The sequence below is a fragment of the Pleomorphomonas sp. T1.2MG-36 genome, assembly GCF_950100655.1.
Classification (GTDB): domain Bacteria; phylum Pseudomonadota; class Alphaproteobacteria; order Rhizobiales; family Pleomorphomonadaceae; genus Pleomorphomonas.
The window spans coordinates 85,806-101,045 of the sequence record NZ_CATNLY010000023.1 but is presented as its reverse complement, the minus strand read 5'-3'; the positions used below and the strand labels follow the sequence as shown (position 1 = coordinate 101,045).

Annotated in this window: 14 protein-coding genes; all 14 read left to right on the top strand. The window is 64.0% G+C overall.

Translation table 11 applies throughout. From position 1 onward, the window contains the following. Positions 1 to 270: 270 nt before the first annotated feature. The 14 genes from rpsB to lpxB all read left to right on the top strand — a co-directional run bounded on the left by rpsB (position 271) and on the right by lpxB (position 15,172). Positions 271 to 1,035 (top strand): 30S ribosomal protein S2, encoded by a 765-nt coding sequence (gene rpsB / locus QQZ18_RS11915; protein ID WP_284541144.1) that lies wholly within the window; start codon positions 271 to 273, stop codon positions 1,033 to 1,035. 224 nt (positions 1,036 to 1,259) lie between these two features. Further along, a complete protein-coding gene (gene tsf / locus QQZ18_RS11910; protein WP_284541143.1) occupies positions 1,260 to 2,186 on the top strand; it encodes a translation elongation factor Ts in 927 nt (308 codons plus the stop codon). A 200-nt stretch (positions 2,187 to 2,386) separates the two neighbouring features. Further along, positions 2,387 to 3,103 carry a UMP kinase gene (pyrH, locus tag QQZ18_RS11905; RefSeq protein ID WP_284541142.1) on the top strand — a complete coding sequence of 239 codons (717 nt, stop codon included), beginning with the start codon at positions 2,387 to 2,389 and terminating at the stop codon, positions 3,101 to 3,103. 83 nt (positions 3,104 to 3,186) lie between these two features. Continuing rightward, on the top strand, positions 3,187 to 3,750 hold the full coding sequence (gene frr, locus QQZ18_RS11900) for a ribosome recycling factor (protein WP_284541140.1): 564 nt from the start codon (positions 3,187 to 3,189) through the stop codon (positions 3,748 to 3,750). Between the two features lie 55 nt (positions 3,751 to 3,805). Further along, the gene (locus tag QQZ18_RS11895; RefSeq protein WP_284541865.1) at positions 3,806 to 4,567 is read left to right on the top strand and encodes an isoprenyl transferase; all 762 of its coding nucleotides are present in this window, start codon (positions 3,806 to 3,808) and stop codon (positions 4,565 to 4,567) included. Beyond that, positions 4,564 to 5,427: a phosphatidate cytidylyltransferase gene (locus tag QQZ18_RS11890; RefSeq protein ID WP_284541139.1), complete on the top strand. Its 864-nt coding sequence runs from the start codon at positions 4,564 to 4,566 to the stop codon at positions 5,425 to 5,427. Before QQZ18_RS11895 ends, QQZ18_RS11890 begins: the two co-directional genes overlap by 4 nt. A 5-nt stretch (positions 5,428 to 5,432) precedes the next feature. Next, complete coding sequence (gene dxr / locus QQZ18_RS11885; RefSeq protein ID WP_284541138.1) at positions 5,433 to 6,641, top strand: 1-deoxy-D-xylulose-5-phosphate reductoisomerase; 1,209 nt, start codon at positions 5,433 to 5,435, stop codon at positions 6,639 to 6,641. Between the two features lie 68 nt (positions 6,642 to 6,709). Beyond that, positions 6,710 to 7,819, top strand: coding sequence for an RIP metalloprotease RseP (rseP, locus tag QQZ18_RS11880; protein ID WP_284541137.1), 1,110 nt, complete (start codon positions 6,710 to 6,712; stop codon positions 7,817 to 7,819). Positions 7,820 to 7,981: 162 nt separating this feature from the next. Further along, entirely contained in the window at positions 7,982 to 10,309 is a 2,328-nt protein-coding gene (gene bamA / locus QQZ18_RS11875) for an outer membrane protein assembly factor BamA (protein WP_284541136.1), read from the top strand. Between the two features lie 344 nt (positions 10,310 to 10,653). Then, complete coding sequence (gene lpxD, locus QQZ18_RS11870; RefSeq protein ID WP_284541135.1) at positions 10,654 to 11,703, top strand: UDP-3-O-(3-hydroxymyristoyl)glucosamine N-acyltransferase; 1,050 nt, start codon at positions 10,654 to 10,656, stop codon at positions 11,701 to 11,703. Between the two features lie 65 nt (positions 11,704 to 11,768). Beyond that, on the top strand, positions 11,769 to 12,197 hold the full coding sequence (gene fabZ / locus QQZ18_RS11865; RefSeq protein WP_284541864.1) for a 3-hydroxyacyl-ACP dehydratase FabZ: 429 nt from the start codon (positions 11,769 to 11,771) through the stop codon (positions 12,195 to 12,197). A gap of 118 nt (positions 12,198 to 12,315) precedes the next feature. After that, entirely contained in the window at positions 12,316 to 13,122 is an 807-nt protein-coding gene (gene lpxA, locus QQZ18_RS11860; RefSeq protein WP_284541134.1) for an acyl-ACP--UDP-N-acetylglucosamine O-acyltransferase, read from the top strand. Then, positions 13,119 to 13,991: an LpxI family protein gene (locus QQZ18_RS11855; protein ID WP_284541133.1), complete on the top strand. Its 873-nt coding sequence runs from the start codon at positions 13,119 to 13,121 to the stop codon at positions 13,989 to 13,991. The genes lpxA and QQZ18_RS11855 overlap by 4 nt, the downstream gene beginning before the upstream one ends. Beyond that, on the top strand, positions 13,988 to 15,172 hold the full coding sequence (gene lpxB / locus QQZ18_RS11850) for a lipid-A-disaccharide synthase (RefSeq protein WP_284541132.1): 1,185 nt from the start codon (positions 13,988 to 13,990) through the stop codon (positions 15,170 to 15,172). The genes QQZ18_RS11855 and lpxB overlap by 4 nt, the downstream gene beginning before the upstream one ends. Positions 15,173 to 15,240 lie beyond the last annotated feature (68 nt).

Sequence of the window (15,240 nt, the reverse complement as noted above, 5' to 3'; positions counted from 1 at the left end):
ATGACGGCAAATATAGTAAGCTAGGTAAAATAATGGTGAGCGACGGGTAGGGCGAACACGCAGCGGCAGGCACTCCGGGGCTGACGATGACCGTTGGCTCTTGCCATGGACGGCGGTTTCCCCTATATCCCGCGCCATTCCACACGCGGGAGCCGCGGGTGCGCTTAGGCGTTCCCTCCGGTCGGTCCGGGCAGCGTTGTCCGGCTGATTCCTCCCGCGGAGGCCAAACCGGAAAAAGGTACCACTTCTATGGCTCTTCCCGAGTTCACCATGCGCCAGCTCCTTGAGGCTGGCGTCCATTTCGGTCACCAGACGCACCGCTGGAACCCGAAGATGAAGTCTTACATCTTCGGTTCGCGCGCCAATGTCCACATCCTCGACCTCGCGCAGACTGTTCCGCTCCTTCACCAGGCCCTCAAGGCTGTGTCCGACACCGTCGCCCGCGGCGGTCGCGTGCTGCTCGTCGGCACCAAGCGCCAGGCCCAGGAAGAGATCGCCGAAGCGGCCCACCGTTCGGCTCAGTATTACGTCAACAGCCGTTGGCTCGGCGGCATGCTGACCAACTGGAAGACCATCTCCGGTTCGATCCAGCGCCTTCGCAAGCTCGACGAGACGCTCAATTCCGAGCTGTCGGCCCGCCTCACCAAGAAGGAACGTCTGGTGATGACCCGCGAGCGCGACAAGCTGGAGCGCGCGCTCGGCGGTATCAAGGATATGGGCGGCACGCCCGACCTGATCGTCGTCATCGACACCAACAAGGAAAAGAATGCCATCGACGAAGCCCGTCGCCTCGGCATTCCTGTCGCCGCCATCCTCGACTCCAACAGCGATCCGGATGGCATCACCTTCCCGGTTCCGGGTAACGACGACGCTGGCCGTGCCATTTCGCTCTACTGCGATCTGATCTCGCGCGCCGCCATCGACGGCCTGTCGCGCGCCATGGGAGCCATGGGCGAGGACATCGGAGCCGCTGAGCAGCCGATGGACGAGCCGGCGCTCGCCGACGATGCGGCTGCCGCCGAGGCCAACGCCTGATCCACGCTTCGGCGTGATCTAGCCAGCGCTAATCGGGCGGTTCCTTCGAGGGGCCGCCCGACCTGTTAGAAAGCCCGCCGGTCGGCGGGCGCTTGAACCGAGAGTGCCAGCCGGCATCGGGGCGGCCGAAAGGTAGTCCTGCATTCGTTCATCGGCCCGTCAGGACGGTCCGTTATCAATCCGGCTGCGGGCGTTCGAGGTTTCACGACAAAGACGAGGGTCACATGAACATTTCCGCCTCACAGGTGAAGGATCTCCGCGAGAAGACCGGCGCCGGCATGATGGACTGCAAGCACGCCCTGGCCGAGAACAATGGCGACATCGAAGCCGCCATCGACTGGCTGCGCGCCAAGGGACTTTCCAAGGCCGCCAAGAAGGCTGGCCGTGTCGCCGCCGAAGGTCTGGTCGGCGTCGCCACGGGCGACAAGACCGCCGCTGTCGTCGAAGTGAATTCGGAAACCGATTTCGTCGCCCGCAACGACGCCTTCCAGGGACTGGTGCGCGCCGTCGCCGCCGTCGCCGTGGACAAGGGCGGCGATGCCGCTGCCATCGCTGCCGCGACCTATCCGGGCAAGGCGCATTCGGTCGAGGCCGAGGTCAAGGAACTGATTGCGACCATCGGCGAGAACATGGGCTTCCGTCGCGCGGCCGCCCTCAAGGTTTCGGCCGGTGCCGTTGCCACCTACATTCACTCGGCCATCGCCGACGGTCTTGGCAAGATCGGCGTTCTCGTCGCCCTCGAGTCGACCGGTAACGTCGAAGAGCTCCTCAAGCTCGGCCGCCAGATCGCCATGCACGTTGCGGCGACTTCGCCGCTCGCGTTGGCTGCTGAGGAAATCTCGGCCGATGTCATCGAGCGCGAACGTGCCATCTTCATCGAGCAGGCCAAGGAGTCCGGCAAGCCGGCCGCCGTCATCGAGAAGATGGTCGAAGGCCGCATTCGCAAGTTCTACGAAGAATCGACACTCCTGAAGCAGGCCTTCGTGATCAACCCCGACCTGACCGTCGAAGCCGCCGTCAAGGCTGCCGAGGCGACGGTCGGCGCGCCGATCAAGGTCACCGGCTTCGTGCGCTTCGCCCTCGGTGAGGGCATCGACAAGGGCGAGAACGATTTCGCCGCCGAAGTGGCCGCCGCCGCCGGTCAGGCCTGAGCGATATTCCCAACTGAATCCGATGAGGGCGCCGACTGGTTCGGCGCCCTTGTCATGTCTGCCTCTCCCTCGCATGGCAACTGTCTTGATAATACCTCTCATGGGGGTTTCCATCGAAGGCGATGCGGGGTAGTTGGAACGCTTTAGGAACCTGTCCTTTCTCGGAATCGCCTTTTCTCGAAAAATTCGGAGTTTTGCCCATGACCGAGCTCAAGTATCGCCGCGTCCTGCTCAAGTTGTCGGGCGAGGCCCTGATGGGCGACCGCGGCTTCGGAATCGACTCCAAGGTGGTCGACCGGCTTGCCGGCGAAATCGTCGAGGCGCATCGGCTGGGCATCCAGGTCGGCGTGGTGGTCGGCGGCGGCAACATCTTCCGTGGCGTATCGGTGGCCGCCGACGGTGGCGACCGGACGACCGGAGACTATCTGGGCATGCTTGGTACGGTGATGAACGCGCTCGCCATGCGCTCGGCCATCGAACGGCTCGGGGTGCCGGCCGTCGTGCTGTCGGCCATAGCCATTCCGGCCCTTTGCGAGACCTTCACCCAGCGCGAGGCCTTGCGCCATTTCGCGGCCAACAAGGTGATCGTCTTCGCCGCCGGTACCGGCAATCCCTTCTTCACCACCGACTCGGGCGCTGCCTTGCGTGCCGCCGAGATGGATTGCGACGCCCTGCTCAAGGGAACGCAGGTCGATGGCGTTTACACCGCGGATCCCAAGAAGGATCCCACCGCGCGCCGCTACGAACGCCTGACGCACCAGGAAGTGCTTTCGAGAAACCTGCAGGTCATGGACGCGGCGGCGATTGCACTTGCCCGCGACAATAAGATTCCGGTAGTGGTGTTCTCAGTCCATGAGCATGGCGCATTCGTCAATGTTCTGAAGGGCAAGGGTCTTTGCACCGTCATCGACGGATAACAACAGCGAGCGCCGGCGGCCCCCGCTGCCCGTGAGCGGCGAAAGGTTGGCACGGCGCCGATCAGTTCTGGAAGGTTGGCAAGATGGCCGATGAAGACTACGACATCAACGACCTGAAGCGCCGCATGCAGGGCGCGCTCAGCGTGTTCAAGAACGATCTCGCCGGCCTTCGTACCGGTCGTGCCAGCGCGAGCCTTCTCGACCCGATCGTTGTGGTGGCTTATGGCAGCACGATGCCGCTCAATCAGGTGGCCACGGTATCCGTCCCCGAATCGCGCATGCTCTCCGTCCAGGTATGGGACAAGGGCATGGTTCACGCTGTTGACAAGGCGATCCGCGAGTCGAATCTCGGCCTCAATCCGATTATCGAGGGAACGCTTCTGCGCTTGCCGATCCCGGAGCTCAACACCGAGCGCCGCAAGGAACTGGTGAAGATCGCGCACAAATACGTGGAGGCCACCAAGGTTGCCATTCGTCACGTGCGTCGCGACGGGCTCGATGAGCTGAAGGACCTCGAGAAGGAAGGCTTGATCTCCGAAGATTCTCTGCGCGTCTATTCGGATCGCGTGCAGAAGATAACGGACGAGGCGATTACCGAGGCGGATCGGATGCTGGCCGCCAAGGAGCAGGAGATCATGCAGGTCTGATCCCAAAGGGTTGGCTGGGCGGATCTTCGAGGTCATGGGGAGGGACAGGTCGGACATGGTGCGGCTCGGAACGGCGCCGGCGGAAAACGCTGCGAAGGCGGGTCTGCCGCGTCATGTTGCCATCATCATGGACGGCAACGGGCGGTGGGCGCGTTCGCGCGGCCTGCCGCGCGCCGAAGGGCACCGGCGCGGCGTGCAGTCGATCCGCGATGTCGTTGGGCACGCCAAGGCCATCGGCTTAGAGTGGCTGACCGTTTTCGGGTTCTCATCGGAAAACTGGTCGCGACCGGCCGACGAGGTCAGCGAGCTGATGGGGCTCCTGAAACTGTTCATTCGCCGGGACCTTGCCGAACTGACGCGCGGCAACGTCCGGGTCCGGGTGATCGGCGGCCGCGATAATCTGTCCGGCGACATAGCCGCGCTGCTGATCGAGGCTGAAGAGAAGACGGTCGGCAATACAGGTCTCAATCTCGTCATCGCCTTCAACTATGGCAGCCGGGACGAAATTGCCCGGGCGACGAAGGCCATTGCCCGTGAGGTGGCCGCCGGTCGTTTGGGAGCGGATGAGGTTACCGCCGATCTCATTGCCGCAAGGCTTGATACCGCCGGCATGCCCGATCCCGACCTCATCATTCGCACGAGCGGCGAACAGCGGCTTTCCAACTTCCTTCTTTGGCAGGCCGCCTATGCCGAGTTCGTCTTCGTTCCAGATTATTGGCCGGACTTCAATGGCGTCGCGTTCGATCGGGCGATCGCCGAGTATCTCGGTCGCGAGCGCCGCTTCGGCGGATTGCCACAGAAAGACGAGGCCCGATGACCGCGCCGACTCCCAAGTCAGGCAAGCCTGCCTCCGAGCTCGTTTTGCGGCTGCTGTCGGCCATCGTGCTCGCGGCGGCAACCATCGCTGCGCTTTGGGCCGGCGGCTGGATCTTCGCAGCGCTTGCCGCCGTCGCCGCCGTGCTGATTCTGCGTGAGTGGATGACGATGAGCGGGCCCTTCTCCTTCCGGGCCGCGCCCTGGGCCTTGATGGCTTTCGTGGCCGTCACCGTGATGACGGCGCGCGACGAACCGCTGCAATCTCTTGGTTTCGCAGCGTTGGTGGCGGCGGCGTTGCTTTTGGCACGTGTCACCGAGCCGCGTGTCGGCTGGTTGTCGCTCGGCATCCTCTATGCCGGTGCGCCGGCCGTTGCCGTCGTCGCGTTGAGGGGGGCGGACATGTTCACCTTCGAATCGACCGGCGCGATCGCGGTGGTTTTCGTTCTAGCCGTCGTCTGGGCCACCGACACGGCGGCCTATTTTTCCGGTCGGCTGATTGGCGGGCCGAAGTTGGCACCGCGGTTCTCGCCGAAAAAGACATGGTCGGGTGCTCTCGGCGGGGCGCTTGCCGGCGTTGTCGTGGGCTGTCTGGTGGTTGCCGCGGCCGGCGTGAGCGTCAGCGCCATTTTGGTGCTGATCGCGCTGGTGATGTCGGCGGTGGGGCAAGTGGGTGATCTCGCCGAGTCCGCCATGAAGCGCCACTTTGGCGTCAAGGACTCGGGTGTGCTCATTCCCGGTCACGGCGGCATCATGGATCGCGTGGATGGCCTCGTGGCAGCGCTTGTCGTCGCGGCCGCGATCGGTCTTGGACGAGATTGGTACTCGGGCGGCGGCATCGCCGCTGGCCTTCTCATCTGGTGATGACAATGACATCGACGACGGAGGCAGGGGCAGGCGGGGAGATCTCGGGAGATCAGGTGCCGCGACGGCTATCCATTCTGGGCGCTACCGGATCGATCGGTCTGAACGTTCTGGATCTGGTCGCCGCCGAGCCCGATCGGTTCGAGGTCGAGGCGCTGACCGCTGGCAGAAACGCGCGTGAACTTGCCGCGCTTGCCGTCCGCTTTTCCGCCCGGATTGCCGTGGTTGCCGATCCCTCGGCCTACGCGGAGCTTCGCGATCGCCTTGCCGGTACCGGTATCGAGACGGCGGCTGGCGCCGAGGCTGTCGCCGCCGCTGCGGCCCGGCCGAGCGATATCCTCGTGTCGGCGATCGTCGGCTTCGCCGGTCTCGCCCCCAGTCTTGCCGCGCTCGGCGCCACGCGGATTCTCGCCCTGGCCAATAAGGAAACGCTGGTCTCCGCCGGCCCCCTGTTCCTGGCGACGGCGCAGCGTGCCGGTACCCGCATTCTGCCGGTGGACAGCGAGCACAACGCCATCTTTCAGGTCTTTGAGACCGACAATGCCCGAAACGTGTCCGAGGTGATCATCACCGCGTCCGGGGGGCCGTTCCTAAGGACGCCGAAAGAGCAACTCGCCACCGTTACGCGCGACATGGCGCTGAGGCATCCCAAGTGGAGCATGGGGCCGAAGATCACCATCGATTCGGCGACCTTGATGAACAAGGGGCTGGAGCTGATCGAGGCTTACAGGCTCTATCCGGTTTCGGTCGATCAGCTCTCGGTTCTGGTGCATCCACAGTCGGTGGTGCACGGCCTCGTTCGTTACAAGGATGGCTCCTTGCTCGCCGAGCTCGGCGTGCCCGACATGCGCACGCCGATCGGCTATTGCCTCGCCTGGCCGAAGCGTCGCCCGACGACCGTCAAGCCGCTCGACCTTGCCATGGTGGGAACGCTGACCTTTGAAGCGCCCGATCGCGACAGGTTCCCCTGTCTGCCTCTTGCCGAAGCGGCGATGCGGCGGGGTGAGGGCGCTCCATGCGTTCTCAATGCGGCGAACGAGGTCGCAGTCGAAGCCTTTCTTGCCGATCGAATCGGCTTTCTGGATGTCGCCCGCGTCGTTGAGGCGACCCTTGACAGAATTGACGGCGAGGGCGGTCTTTCGGAACCGGCGTCGTTGCCCGGCGCGATCGAACTCGACGGTTGGGCTCGCAAGATCGCCTCGGCCTGCCTATAGTGAGGCGGATGAGACGCCCTTGATGCCATCGGCGATCGAGGCAGGCAGGATCTCAAGAGGGTGAAGCATTGGATTTTCTCACGGCAACCGGCGGCACGCTGATCGGGACGGTGATTCCCTTCCTGGTCGTGCTGACGGTGGTGGTCTTCGTTCACGAGCTCGGGCACTTCTGGGTCGCGCGCCGAGCCGGCGTCGCCGTCAGCGTTTTTTCGATCGGCTTTGGCCCGGAGCTCCTGGGGCTGACCGATCGCAAAGGTACGCGCTGGAAGCTCTCGGCCATCCCGCTTGGTGGCTACGTACGCTTCATCGACGACGCCAATGCGGCTAGCCAACCGGGCGAGAAGTCGTCCGATCCCGGCGCTTTCCAGTCGAAAGGCCTTGTCGCCCGCGCAGCCGTGGTTGCGGCCGGGCCGGCCGCCAATTTCCTGTTCGCCATCGCCGTGCTAGCCGCCCTCTTCTATGCCTTCGGCAAGCCGATGATCGCGCCGATGGCTGGGGCCGTTGAACCGGACAGCCCGGCTGCGGAAGCTGGGTTTCTGCCGGGGGACCGCATCTTGGCCATCGACGGCAGTCCGGTTGAAAGCTTCGCCGACATCCAGCGCGTCGTCATGTTGCAGAACGGAGTCGAGCTGGCCATCGACGTCGATCGTTCCGGCAGCCGGATGACACTGCATGCGACGCCGCGTTCGCGAGAGATCGTCGACGGTTTCGGCGAGAAGCAGATCGTGCCGGTTCTCGGCTTGAGGCAGACCAATCCGACCGTCGAACTGCGCAGCTTCGGGCCGTTTGGCGCTGTTCGCGAGGCGGCGCGTGAAACGTGGTCGATCGTCGACAGCACGCTGTCTTCGGTCGCCGGAATGTTCTCCGGACGTACCTCCACGGCCCAGATCAGTGGTCCGATCGGCATCGCTCGCGTCAGCGGGCAGGTGGCAGCGCTGGGTCTGATACCGCTTATTAACCTTGCTGCCATTCTGTCGATTTCGATCGGTCTCATTAACCTCTTCCCAATCCCCATGCTGGACGGTGGACATCTGGCATTTTATGCGATCGAAGCGTTGCGCGGACGTCCGCTGCCGGAACGGGCCCAGGAGATAGGCTTCGGCATCGGATTCGCTATCGTCTTGGGGCTGATGGCCTTTGGCGTGCTGAATGATATCGCCAAGATCGCATCGGGTTAGGCCCCGCTCGTGACCTTAGGGTCACGCATGACAGGGAAAACGGCACCACTCATGGCAAGGTCGCTTGCGCATCGTGGCAAAGACTGTAAAAACCTTTTGATCGGAATCTGTAACAAGGGTTCCCAATCGGCTTTGGCCGCAGAAATTCGGGTACGTGATTAAATGCGCTCATTCAAGGAATGGACGAAAGTCGTCGCCGCCTCCGCTGCCTTGCTCGTCGCGGCACCTTTGTGGGGCGGATCTGTCCCGGAGTTGGGTGCAATCTCGGCCGAGGCGGCAACTGCCAGTCGGGTAACTGTGGTCGGCAACACTCGCGTTGAGCCGGAAACGGTCGCTGCCTACATCAAAGGCACTCCAGGTCGTCCGCTGAGCGCCGCTGAAGTCGACGAGTCGATCAAGGCCCTGTTCGCGACCGGCATGTTCTCGGACGTGCAGATCAGCCAGTCCGGCGGTCGCGTGACTGTCAAGGTGGTCGAGAACCCGGTGATCGCGCGTGTCGCCTTCGAGGGTAACGACGCCCAGTCCGACGAGATGCTGAAAGGCGCCATTGAGCTGCAGCCGCGCTCTGTGCTGACGCAAGGCAAGGTCGAGTCGGACACGCAGCGCATTCTTGAGCTCTACCGCCGGAGCGGTCGTTACGACGCAACGGTCGAGCCCAAGCAGGTCGACCTTGGCAAGGGGCGTGTGGATCTCATTTTCCAGATCAACGAGGGGCCGCGCACCGAGGTCAGCCAGATCACATTCGTCGGCAACAAGGCCTACTCCAACTATCGGCTGTCGAACGTCATCTCCACCAAGGAGTCCGGCCTGTTCGGCTGGATCAAGACCTCGGATAACTACAGCCCGGAGAAGCTGAGCGCCGACCAGGAAGCGCTGCGCCGCTTCTACTACAATCATGGTTACGCTGACTTCCGTGTTGTTTCCGCCACCGCCGATTTCGATCGCCAGCAGAACTCGTTCTTTCTGACGTTTACGGTGGATGAGGGCGAGCGTTACAAGTACGGCGACATCAAGGTCGAGACGACGCTGCCCGACCTCAACGCCGACGACCTCAAGGCCTTGGCGCTGACTCGTACGGGCAGCACCTACTCGGCTGCCGAAGTGGACAAGTCGCTTGAGGCGATCACCACTGCAGTGGCGGCCAAGGGCTATGCCTTCGTGCAGGTTCGGCCGCGCGGTGATCGTGACTACGCCAACCGCACCATTGCGGTGACCTATTTCGTCGACGAAGGCGCCCGCGCCTATATCGAACGTATCAATATCATCGGAAACGACCGCACCCGCGATTACGTGATCCGGCGCGAGTTCGATATCGGCGAAGGCGACGCTTACAATCAGGTACTGATCGAGAAGGCCGAGCGTCGGCTGAAGAACCTTGGCTACTTCCGGAATGTTCGCATCTGGTCGGAGCAGGGGTCGTCCGTCGACAAGGTGATCGTCAACGTCCAGGTCGACGACAAGCCTACGGGTGAGGTGAGCATCGGTGCCGGTTACTCCACGTCGAACGGTATCCTCGCCGAGCTGTCGCTGACCGAGAAGAACTTCCTCGGCCGCGGCCAGTATGTGCGCGCTTCGGTGTCGAAGGGCATCACCACCGACGGCAAGAGTGGCGACTCGTCCTACGAATTGTCGTTCACGGAGCCTTACCTGTTCGATCGCCGTCTCGAAGGTGGTTTCGATGTCTATCGGCGCAATTACAGCGACGGTGACAACGGCGTGCACCCCTATGACGAGGCGAACACGGGCGGCAAGATTCGCTTCGGTGTGCCGATCAACGACGACACGACCCTGGGCCTCTTCTATGAAGGCTATCAGCAGGAGATCAGCAACGTTCAGTCGGCCTACAACACGTTCGTCACGCCTGGGGATCGCTTCATCTCGATCGTCGGCGCGAGCCTGACCTACAACACGGTCGACGACTATGCCTTCCCGCGTAACGGCGTTTATGCGCAGATCAAGCAGGAGTTCGCCGGTGTTGGTGGCGATGCCACGTTCCTGAGGACCACTGGTCGCGTCGAGTACTATAAGGAACTGGTGGAAGATTGGGACCTCATCGGCCATCTCGGCGCCAAGGGTGGTGCCATGTTCGGCCTGGACGGTGATCTTGCGACCATCGACCAGTTCCAGGTCGGCGGGTCCGTCATCCGCGGCTTCGAGACCAACGGTATTGGGCCGCGCGACGCCACCGGTTATGCGCTCGGCGGACGTTACTTCATGGCGGCGAGTGCCGAGACCATCTTCCCGGTTCCGTTCGTCCCGCAGGAATACGGCTTCTGGGGCTCCCTGTTCGCCGATGCCGGTACTCTTTGGTCGTCCGACAAGACGACCGCTACCAGCGACAACGGCCTAGCCCTGCGTGCTTCGGTTGGCGCCGGTCTGGTTTGGCAGTCGCCGTTCGGCCTGCTGCGTGCCGACTTCGCCTACCCGGTCATGAAGGAAGACACCGACAGGACCCAGGTGTTCCGCTTCTCCGGTGGCACCAAGTTCTGAGGCCAGTCCTTCCAAGCTATCGACCGCCGCGCCAAAAGCGCGGCGGTTTTGTATTGTCCGGGGACCGGACAGAGGTCTCACGGTGTTTGGCTCGGGCTGAAGTGGCTAACAGGCTTCGGCTAGGCCGTGATTGCTCCACAACTCGCTTTCTCCGCGTCATTCGCGCCATGCCATCGGTTGACACCGGCCCGAAGCAGTGGCTAATGCCTTCCATTCCGGTGACATCGCGGCCGGTCGAACGGCGAGCCGAACGGCCTCAGAGCCAGTGATGCTTGAGCCGAAACGAAGAAGGAAGGCGCGCGTCCGGTGCGGTTCGTGACCGGTAAGGACGAGCGGGTGTGGTCATGACCGATCCAGTATTCTTCGCGCCTTCCGGGCCGATCAAGCTTGCAGAGGTGGCGCGCATAGCCGGCGGCGAAGTTGCGCGGGGCGATGGCGAGATCGCCATCGGGTGCGTGGCCGCCCTCGATCAGGCCGGGCCGGGCGATCTGTCCTTCCTCGACAATCCCCACTACATCGCCGCGTTTCGCGAGACGCGCGCGTCGGTCGTCATCTGTTCGGCCGCCCATGTCGCCGATGCCCCCGAGAACGCGGCTGTCGTGGTGGCTCAGCAGCCCTACCGGGCCATGGCGATGATCATGCAGGCGCTGTTCCCGGATGCCTTCCGCCTGAAAGGGGCGTTCGGCGAAGCGGGAATCTCGCCACAGGCGACCGTGCATCCCACGGCACGTCTGGAAGAGGGAGTAACGGTCGAGCCGGGTGCCGTCATCGGCGCTGGCGCCGAGATTGGTGCCGGCAGTGTCGTGTCGGCCAATGCCGTCGTCGGGCGCGGCGTGCGCTTCGGGCGCGACGGCTATATCGGCGCTGGCGTGACGCTGCAATATGCGCTCGTCGGCAACCGCGTCATCATTCATCCTGGCACCCGTATCGGTCAGGACGGCTTCGGCTTCGCGATGGGGCCGCGTGGCCATCTCAAGGTGCCGCAGATCGGTCGGGTGGTCATCCAGGACGACGTAGAGATCGGTGCCAATGTGACCATCGATCGCGGCTCCAACCGAGACACGGTGATCGGCGAGGGTACAAAGATCGATAACGGCGTGCAGATCGGCCATAACGTCGAGGTTGGCCGGCATTGCGTGCTGGTAGCCCAGGTCGGCATCTCCGGTTCGACGCAACTTGAGGATTTCGTGGCGATCGGCGGTCATACGGGACTTGCCGGGCACATTCGCATTGGTATGGGCGCCCAGATTTCGGGGGGCGCCATGGTGAAGGACAGCATTCCCGCGGGGACGCGCTACGTTGGTAATCCGGCGAAGCCGATCCGGGAGTGGACCAAGGAGCAGATGGCCTTGAAGAGGGCCGTGAAGCAGGCGACGGGAAGGGACGAAACGTGAGCGAAACCGACACCGCAACGGCACCGGCCGAAGCCGGAACGCAAGCCAAGGGCACCTTGGGGGCCATGGATATCCATGCGCTTCTGAAGGCCTTGCCGCACCGCTTCCCGTTCATGATGATCGACCGGATCATCGAGATCGACGGCGATAATTCGGCCATCGGCATCAAGAACGTCACCATCAACGAGCCGCAGTTCCAGGGCCACTTCCCCAACGCGCCGGTCATGCCGGGCGTGCTGATGATCGAGGGCATGGCTCAGACGGCTGGGGCCATCTGCGTCAGAGCGACGGACGGGATGGCGCCGAAGCTGGTCTACTTCATGACCATCGACAAGGTGAAGTTCCGCAAGCCAGTCGAGCCGGGCGATGTGGTCGAGTATCATGTGCGCAAGACCAAGAAGCGCGCCAACATGTGGTGGTTCGAGGCGACGGCAATCGTTGCCGGCACCAAGGTTGCCGAGGCTGAGCTCAGCGCCATGCTGGTGAACGCCTGACGGCTGATGCCGCGATGTGCCGTAATACGCTGAAACATAAATTGCGGCCCTTCGCCGGCAACCGAGGCTATAGGGAAACGGGTGGCTAACGCCGCGTCGCCGTCGAGGAATCATCTGCATGCGTACCATTCACCCCACAGCTGTTGTCGACCCGGCCGCAGAGATTGGCGAAGGCGTCAGCATTGGCCCCTTTGCCGTTGTCGGCCCCAATGTTCGGCTTGGCGATGGCGTGGTGCTGCATGCGCACACGGTGGTGGACGGACGGACGACGCTAGGCGCCGGCGTCACTGTGTTCCCCCATGCCACCGTCGGCATGGTCCCCCAGGACCTCAAATACCACGGCGAGCCGAGTCGGCTGGAAGTCGGCGAGAAGACGGTGATCCGCGAATGCGTGACGCTGCATCTCGGTACCGAAGGTGGCGGCATGCTGACGCGCGTCGGCTCGAACTGTCTTCTGATGGCCAACGCCCACGTCGCCCATGACTGCGTGGTCGGCAACAACGTGATCCTGGTCAATTGCGCCACGCTTGGCGGCCACGTCCATATTGGTGACAACGCCATTCTGGGTGGGCTGAGCGCCGTGCACCAGTGGGTTCGCATCGGCGAGGGCGTGATGGTCGGGGGCATGACCGGCGTCGAGAACGACGTCATTCCCTTCGGCATGGTCACCGGCAATCGGGCCCGTCTCGGCGGCCTGAATCTCGTCGGCCTCAGGCGCGCCAACTACCCGCGCGACGATATCCACGCGTTGCGTAATGCCTACAAGCTGCTGTTCGAAGGTGACGATCCCCTCTCCGCGCGCCTCGAACGCGTCGTCGATATCTACGGCGGCAGTCGGTTGGTCGATCGTATGGTCGAGTTCATCCGGGCGGGCGGCGACCGGGCCATCTGTACGCCGCGCAGCCGCGACGGCGAGGCCGAATGAGCCGGGCGGCCACCGCTTCCGACCGCCCGGCCCTGGGCATCATCGCCGGCGGCGGTAGCGTCCCGGTCGTCGTGGCGCGGGCGGCCGAAGCGGCGGGGCGACCCGTCGCGGTGTTCGGCATCGTCGGCGAGGCCGATCTGGACATCGAGGCCTTTCACCACCATTGGCTGCGCTGGGGCGAGATCGGCAGGCTGTTCGACCTCCTGGCGCGCGAACGCGTCGGCGAAGTGGTGATCTGCGGCGCCGTCAATCGGCCGGACTTTTCGGCGATCCGCGTCGATCTTGGCGCCGTGCTGAGCTTGCCGAAAATCCTGTCTCTCATGGTCGGCGGCGACGACACCGTACTGAAGAACGTCGTCCGCTTCCTTGAGGATCGCGGCTATCGCGTCGTCGGCGCGCATGAAGTGGCGCCCGAACTCGTCGGCGGAAGCGGCAACCTCGGCCGTTTCAAGCCCAGCGACGATGCCGAGGCGGATATTGCCAAAGGTGTCGAGGCGTCGTTGTCGCTCGGTCGACTCGATATCGGGCAAGCCGTGGTGGCGATATCGGGCCGGGTCGTCGCCGTCGAAGGCATCGAGGGAACCGACGAACTCCTGCAACGCGTGGCCGACCTCAGAAAGCGCGGCAGGCTCAAGGCGGCCCACCGCTCCGGCGTGCTGGTGAAAGCGGCCAAGCCTCAGCAGGACCTTCGCGTCGATCTGCCGACCATCGGGCCTCGGACGGTCGAGATGGCGGTGGCCGCGGGGCTTGCCGGCATTGTCGTGGAATCCGGGCGGGTCATGATCGTCGACCGGCCTGCCACGGTCGCGGCGGCGGATGCGGCCCGACTGTTCCTGCAGGTTCGATCGTTCTCGGGCGGCACGTCATGAGCGAGAGTTCGCCGCTCCGCGTCGCCATCGTCGTCGGCGAGGAATCCGGCGACCAACTCGGCGCCCGGTTGATGGCGGCGATGAAGCGGCTGTCGCCGCGTCGGGTCGAGTTCTTCGGCGTTGGCGGCGACCGTATGGCCGCCGAGGGGATGCCGAGCCTCTTCTCCTTACATGACATTGCCGTCATGGGCTTCGGGCCGGTCGTGAAGCGGCTGCCGCTCATCCAGCTTCGTACCGCCGAGACTGCCGGTGCGGTCATAGCCGGGCGGCCGGATGTGCTTGTCATCATCGACAGTCCCGACTTCACGCATCGTGTGGCGCGTGACGTCCGGGCTGCGCTGCCGAAGTTGCCCATCATCGACTACGTCTGCCCATCCGTTTGGGCCTGGCGGCCCAACAGAGCGCGCAGGATGGCCGCCTACGTCGATCATGTGCTGACGCTGCTGCCATTCGAGCCGGCTGTCCTGGCCTGTCTGAAGGGCCCAGAGGCGACATACGTCGGTCACCCGCTGATCGACCGGCCCGAACAGCTGACGGCGGTGCCCGGCGAGCGGCTTCCCTTAGGGGAAACTGAGCATCCGACGCTGCTGGTGCTGCCCGGCAGCCGGTCGGGCGAGGTCGACCGCATGCTGGCGCTCTACGGCAGCGTTCTCGATGTCCTGTCGGCGCGCGGGTTGGCTTTCCGCGCCGTTCTGCCTGCCGTCGACCGGCTGCGAGGTCGCATAGAACGGGAGACGGCGAACTGGGCGGTTCGCCCGACCGTCATCACCGGCGAGGCCGAGAAGTGGGCAGCCTTCCGTTCGGGGCATGCGGCGCTTGCCACGTCCGGGACGGTAACGCTGGAACTGGCACTCGCCGGCGTGCCCTCCGTGATCGCCTATGCACGCGATCCGCTGTTCCGGGTCATTTCCGACATCGCGCGCCGCATCCCGGGGCTGGTGAACATCACCATGTTCGGTCTTGCCAACATCATACTGGGCGAGAAGGCGAGCCCGGAGTTCCTCGATCCGGACCTGGCGCCGGAACGGCTTGCCGACGAACTCGCTTCGCTCCTTGCCGACACGCCCGCGCGCGCCGCCCAGCTTGCCGCCTTCGCGCGGCTGCGCGAGGTGATGGCGCTGCCGGACGGCCGCCCTGCCGCCGACACGGCCGCCTCGGTGGTCCTGCGCCTCGCTGGCTGACTATCGCCTTCAGCATGGACATGAAAAAACCTCCGGCGTCGCCGCCGGAGGTCTCTTTGTCGGACTTC

Coding starts and splice junctions, on each gene's coding strand:
- lpxD (WP_284541135.1), top strand. CDS start 10,654: ATGACCGATCCAGTATTCTTCGCGCCTTCCGGGCCGATCAAGCTTGCA.
- dxr (WP_284541138.1), top strand. CDS start 5,433: ATGACATCGACGACGGAGGCAGGGGCAGGCGGGGAGATCTCGGGAGAT.
- lpxA (WP_284541134.1), top strand. CDS start 12,316: ATGCGTACCATTCACCCCACAGCTGTTGTCGACCCGGCCGCAGAGATT.
- lpxB (WP_284541132.1), top strand. CDS start 13,988: ATGAGCGAGAGTTCGCCGCTCCGCGTCGCCATCGTCGTCGGCGAGGAA.
- rpsB (WP_284541144.1), top strand. CDS start 271: ATGCGCCAGCTCCTTGAGGCTGGCGTCCATTTCGGTCACCAGACGCAC.
- bamA (WP_284541136.1), top strand. CDS start 7,982: ATGCGCTCATTCAAGGAATGGACGAAAGTCGTCGCCGCCTCCGCTGCC.
- tsf (WP_284541143.1), top strand. CDS start 1,260: ATGAACATTTCCGCCTCACAGGTGAAGGATCTCCGCGAGAAGACCGGC.
- fabZ (WP_284541864.1), top strand. CDS start 11,769: ATGGATATCCATGCGCTTCTGAAGGCCTTGCCGCACCGCTTCCCGTTC.
- QQZ18_RS11855 (WP_284541133.1), top strand. CDS start 13,119: ATGAGCCGGGCGGCCACCGCTTCCGACCGCCCGGCCCTGGGCATCATC.
- QQZ18_RS11890 (WP_284541139.1), top strand. CDS start 4,564: ATGACCGCGCCGACTCCCAAGTCAGGCAAGCCTGCCTCCGAGCTCGTT.
- frr (WP_284541140.1), top strand. CDS start 3,187: ATGGCCGATGAAGACTACGACATCAACGACCTGAAGCGCCGCATGCAG.
- QQZ18_RS11895 (WP_284541865.1), top strand. CDS start 3,806: ATGGTGCGGCTCGGAACGGCGCCGGCGGAAAACGCTGCGAAGGCGGGT.
- pyrH (WP_284541142.1), top strand. CDS start 2,387: ATGACCGAGCTCAAGTATCGCCGCGTCCTGCTCAAGTTGTCGGGCGAG.